Annotated in this window: 3 protein-coding genes and 1 pseudogene; 3 read left to right on the forward strand and 1 reads right to left on the reverse strand. The window is 45.8% G+C overall.

What is annotated here, in order from left to right:
* Positions 1-331: pseudogene (locus QUA40_RS27600) on the forward strand (hypothetical protein); the annotation flags it as partial.
* A gap of 170 nt (positions 332-501) precedes the next feature.
* Here the strand turns inward: QUA40_RS27600 and glmU are convergent.
* On the reverse strand, positions 502-1,890 hold the full coding sequence (gene glmU / locus QUA40_RS27605; RefSeq protein WP_333131741.1) for a bifunctional UDP-N-acetylglucosamine diphosphorylase/glucosamine-1-phosphate N-acetyltransferase GlmU: 1,389 nt from the start codon (positions 1,888-1,890) through the stop codon (positions 502-504).
* Positions 1,891-2,515: 625 nt separating this feature from the next.
* Between glmU and QUA40_RS27610 the strand changes: the two genes are divergently transcribed.
* Both QUA40_RS27610 and QUA40_RS27615 read left to right on the forward strand, forming a co-directional pair.
* The gene (locus tag QUA40_RS27610; protein WP_333131738.1) at positions 2,516-3,517 is read left to right on the forward strand and encodes a hypothetical protein; all 1,002 of its coding nucleotides are present in this window, start codon (positions 2,516-2,518) and stop codon (positions 3,515-3,517) included.
* A gap of 25 nt (positions 3,518-3,542) precedes the next feature.
* On the forward strand, positions 3,543-4,367 hold the full coding sequence (locus QUA40_RS27615; protein ID WP_333131740.1) for a sulfurtransferase: 825 nt from the start codon (positions 3,543-3,545) through the stop codon (positions 4,365-4,367).
* The last annotated feature ends 228 nt before the right edge of the window (positions 4,368-4,595 follow it).

Below are 4,595 nucleotides of genomic sequence, written 5' to 3' on the forward strand. Positions count from 1 at the left end.
ATGGACAGGAGGCATATTTTTGCTCGCAGCAGTCGCAGTGCTCGTCTTGAGAAATAATGAAACCTACAGCTTCGATGGAACTTTAAACACCTTAACTGTTAAACAGCGGGGCTTGTTGGCACGTAAAGTAATTAAATACTCTCTGTGCGAGATTTATGGCGTGGAAGTCGATCGAGCAAAAGATCGGGATCATGACATTTGGTACGAAGTCAGACTGTTAGTTTGTGGAGGCTCTCGCATCTCCCTACCCCGCACGATGAACCCATACCAGCAAGCAAAAGTCGCTAAAGCGATTAACAACTATCTGCACCAGCAAAATAACTCAAAATAACCTATCGCGATCAACCCGATTTCTCAAGCTTGCCGACTTACGCAGAAACCGGGTTTTTTACCAAAATCTCTCGTAGAGGGCGATCGCCCCCGTTATAAAAACCCCGTTTCTTTGGTATCGAATGCGAAACTCGCGGGTGGAAACTCATCATCTAAAAACTGAACAATCGTTCACTTTTTAGGTTCTTTCAATTTCCAACCGGGTTTAACAACTTGCCGGGAACGCGCAATTACTAAACAATCATTTGGCACATCTTCTGTCACCACAGAACCCGCCGCTACAGTAACATCTTGCCCCAAAGTTATCGGTGCAACCAGCACGCTGTTAGAACCCGTTTTACTCCGATCGCCTATTTGAGTTTTGTGCTTGTTTTTTCCGTCATAATTTGCCGTAATTGTCCCAGCACCGATGTTGACTTTTTCTCCCAAAGTCGCGTCGCCTAAATAAGACAAGTGAGCGACATTAGTTCGATCGCCTATTTGAGTATTTTTCAATTCTACAAAATTGCCGACGCGGCAGTTAGCCCCAATTTCTGCGTGTCCCCGCAAATGTGCGTAAGGGCCAATTCGCGAATTTTCAGCAACCATACTGTCAGAAACCACCGAATAAAGCACAGTCACATTTTCCCCAATCTGACTGTTTTCGATCAAACTTCCGGGGCCGATGCGACTCCCCGAAGCGATCGAAGTATTTCCCCGCAAGTGAGTTTGCGGTTCAATCACCACATCCGGCTGCAACTCTACGGTATCGTCAATGGTGATGCTGTTGGGATCGAGCAGCGTCACTCCCGCCGTCATCCACTTGTCCTTTATCCGCTTTTGCAAAATATCGCAAGCTGTAGCTAAATGTTTGCGATCGTTAATTCCCAATATTTCTTGATAATCTTCCACATCCACCGCCATCACCGGACTGAGGAAATTTACCGTATCAGTTAGGTAATATTCTTTTTGGTCATTGTCTGCCTTCAAGTCTGGCAAAATTTTCTCTAAATCCGGCCAGTGAAAGCAGTAAACACCTGCATTAATTCGGTGATTTTGCTTTTGAGCTTGTGTGCAGTCGCGGTCTTCGACAATTTGCTGGACTAAGTTTTGACTGTCGGTAAATACTCGACCGTACCCTTGAGGATTCGGCAAATTAGCTGTCAATAAAGTAGCAGAGTTTTGGTTCTGTTTGTGAATGGCAATCAATTGTTTGATAGTTTCTGCCCTCAGCAAAGGTACATCCCCATTTAAGACCAGCAAGTCTCCTTGAAATCCCTCTAAGTGAGGCAGCAATTGTTGGATGGCATGACCGGTTCCCAATTGTTCGGTTTGTTCGACAAATTCTAGGGGAGGAGATTGAAGATTTTTACCTGATATTTCTTGACCTCGAATCAGGGATTCTTTAACGAGTTCGCCTCGATAACCGACGATGACAAGTCGCCTGGTAATTTGAATTTCTTGACAACTTTGGAGGACTCGCTCAACTAGCGTTCGACCGCCCAATTCATGTAGAACTTTGGGCAAGTCAGATTTCATGCGCGTGCCGCGTCCAGCCGCTAAAATTGCTATTGCTACCATTGTGCGATCGACTTTTTTGCTATAAAAACTTGAATATTGACTAACTGATGATATCACTCGCTGTCCGTCGATGGCACTGCGATCGCACAAATTTTTTATCTAAAATTTCTCATCTCGCATCCGCGCGATCGAGGGTTTTTCCAGCCGAATGCTGGTTGTAGGGGCGATGCTGGCAATATCTGGACTGGCGCGCCCGGTATCAAAAACCTGGTTGCAGCAGCAGTATTTGGCGGCTGAGCAAGACGACTTACATTCCTCACTACAAACCTGAGTTTGTTTGGGAGTAAGGACTGCGAGTCTTTTCCCAAGGGCTGGGAGGGGGAGCGAGAGTGATAATTTAAGTCTTTGGGCTGGGATTTGCCACGATACATTATACTATTTGTTGAAATTCCGTGAGGGTGTTTTAAACTTAAAAAAATTATTTCTGACTTTTTCATTAATTCTGCCTTCTATAGCAACCGCGCCCGAAGGTTAAGACGTTCTTAATTGCTGAAACATGAGCTATCATATTGCTTCTGACTTCTCTGCTAAATAACTAAAGCCTTCTGACTTCTTCCATCTGTTACGTAATCCGTTACCGAACTTCCTTCTGCCTTCTACCTTCTGCATTATCAGGTGTCTAGCTATGACAGAGCTTAATTTTCAGGAACTTGCCAAGCAGGGAAATCTCGCCACTGCGATCGCATTTTGGCTAAACAGCCAGTTGCAATCTGAAGGCATCACAGCCTCCGCGAATCTAGACGGCGACTGTTTGGATGTAATTCTTGAGGCCGAGCAGGTACCGATAGAAAATACATTAGTGGATTTTGTCCGCACCGAGCTGACGAATTTGCAGCCAGATTCGATTCGTAAAGTGAAGGTTGAGGGCCGAGAAAGCGGTCAGATTGCTGCTGCTTGGAGTCAAGAGTTTAGTTTGGAGAACAGCAATTTTGAACCACAGAGCTTTGAGGAAGACTCTGTGCCAAATACTGCTGTTGCTAATATGGACGATCGCACAGAGATGGAGAGCAATATTGAGGAAGAGAAACCGCCGGAACTTGCTGCATTTGAGAACCGACTGCGATCGACTTTCATTGTAGTCGGTCTAGTGACGGGTATGTTGGCGATCGCCGTAGTGGCGTTTGTCGGTAAGATTCTCAACCAGCCGGCAGCAACTGCGGGGAATAATCCCGAGGAAACAGCAGATTTAGCAACTGCACCAGATACTTTTCGAGAAGCGGTTAACAGCGCACTCAAAGCAGCAGAATTGGGGCGATCGGCAAAAACCAAGGAAGATTGGACTACAGTTATTGATCGCTGGCAAGAAGCGGTCTCATTAATGAGAAGAGTACCAGTGTCTAGCCCCAACCATCAACTAGCTCAAGCAAAAGTAATCGAGTATCAGAAATATCTGCTTTACGCTCAAGAAGCAGCAGTAACTCCCCCTCTACCAACTCCAACTCCCGCACCCGCCGAAAAATCACCTTCAGAAAAAGCAACTCCTAAAAAATCCAATTTGCCCAAAGAAACTTCGGAAAAAGTAACTCCTAAAAAATCCAATACTGAAAAGAGTGATTCAGAGAAAGCAACTTCTAAGAAATATCCTTCCGAGAAAGCAGAACCAGAGAAAAAATCTCCTTCTAGATAATGTTAAAATATAGATGTGAATAATTATGACTGACAACACTTTAATCGTTTCTCCTGAATGGTTAGCCACCAATACCGACAATCCGCAAGTTGTAATCATTGACTGTCGGTTTTCCCTTGCCGACCCTGAATTGGGACAAAAACAATATCAAGAAAGTCACATTCCCGGAGCTTTCTATTTAGATTTAAACCGCGATCTCGCGAGTTCAGTGGGCAAACATGGCGGTAGACATCCGCTGCCAAATATTGAAGAATTAGCGGATAAATTGAGCGCGATCGGCATTAATTCACCAGAAACTTTAGTCGTCGCCTATGACGATTCGCGGCTGGCTTTTGCCGCTCGTTTGTGGTGGCTACTGCGATATATGGGACACAGCAAAGTCGCTTTGTTAGACGGCGGTTTCAGCGGCTGGAAAGCGGCGGGCTATCCGGTAACAAATACTTTGCCAGACCCCCGTGAGGGTAAATTTGTTGCTCATTTGCAGCAGGATTTGGCGGTAGATATTGAGGCGGTAAAAGAGCGTAAAGACTTGCCGGGACAGGTTTTGGTTGATTCACGAGAAAGCGAGAGATATGAAGGTTTGCGGGAGCCGATCGACCCCATTGCCGGTCACATTCCGGGTGCGGTTAACTATCCTTGGCAAGGGGTGACGGATGAAACTGGAAAAGTGCGATCGACCTCCGAACAAAAACAGCGGTGGACGGAATTAGAAAAAGCGGAAGAAATTATCGTTTATTGCGGTTCCGGGGTGACGGCTTGCGTTAATTTAATCTCTTTAGAAATCGCCGGAATTCCCGATGCTAAACTTTATGTCGGTAGCTGGAGTGACTGGTGTTCTTATCAGTTGTAGGGTGCAGGAGCGAGATGATTGTTGACTGTTGACTGTTGCCTGTTGAGTGTGAGTTGTAGGGTAGCGGGCATTGATGTCAAGTTAACGTTAAACCCTCAGTCCGCCACGGAATGAAACCCCTGCCTCAAAGCGAAATTCCTCGCTATGAGGACTAATTAGGGCTTGCTGAATATATCGATCGCACTTGAGGTAGCCTGGGTTTTGAGCGCGCGATCGAGAATAAAGTGC

Origin of the sequence: Microcoleus sp. Pol11C3, from assembly GCF_036701485.1 — a bacterium.
Classification (GTDB): domain Bacteria; phylum Cyanobacteriota; class Cyanobacteriia; order Cyanobacteriales; family Microcoleaceae; genus Microcoleus.

Coding starts and splice junctions, on each gene's coding strand:
- QUA40_RS27615 (WP_333131740.1), top strand. CDS start 3,543: ATGACTGACAACACTTTAATCGTTTCTCCTGAATGGTTAGCCACCAAT.
- glmU (WP_333131741.1), bottom strand. CDS start 1,890: ATGGTAGCAATAGCAATTTTAGCGGCTGGACGCGGCACGCGCATGAAA.
- QUA40_RS27610 (WP_333131738.1), top strand. CDS start 2,516: ATGACAGAGCTTAATTTTCAGGAACTTGCCAAGCAGGGAAATCTCGCC.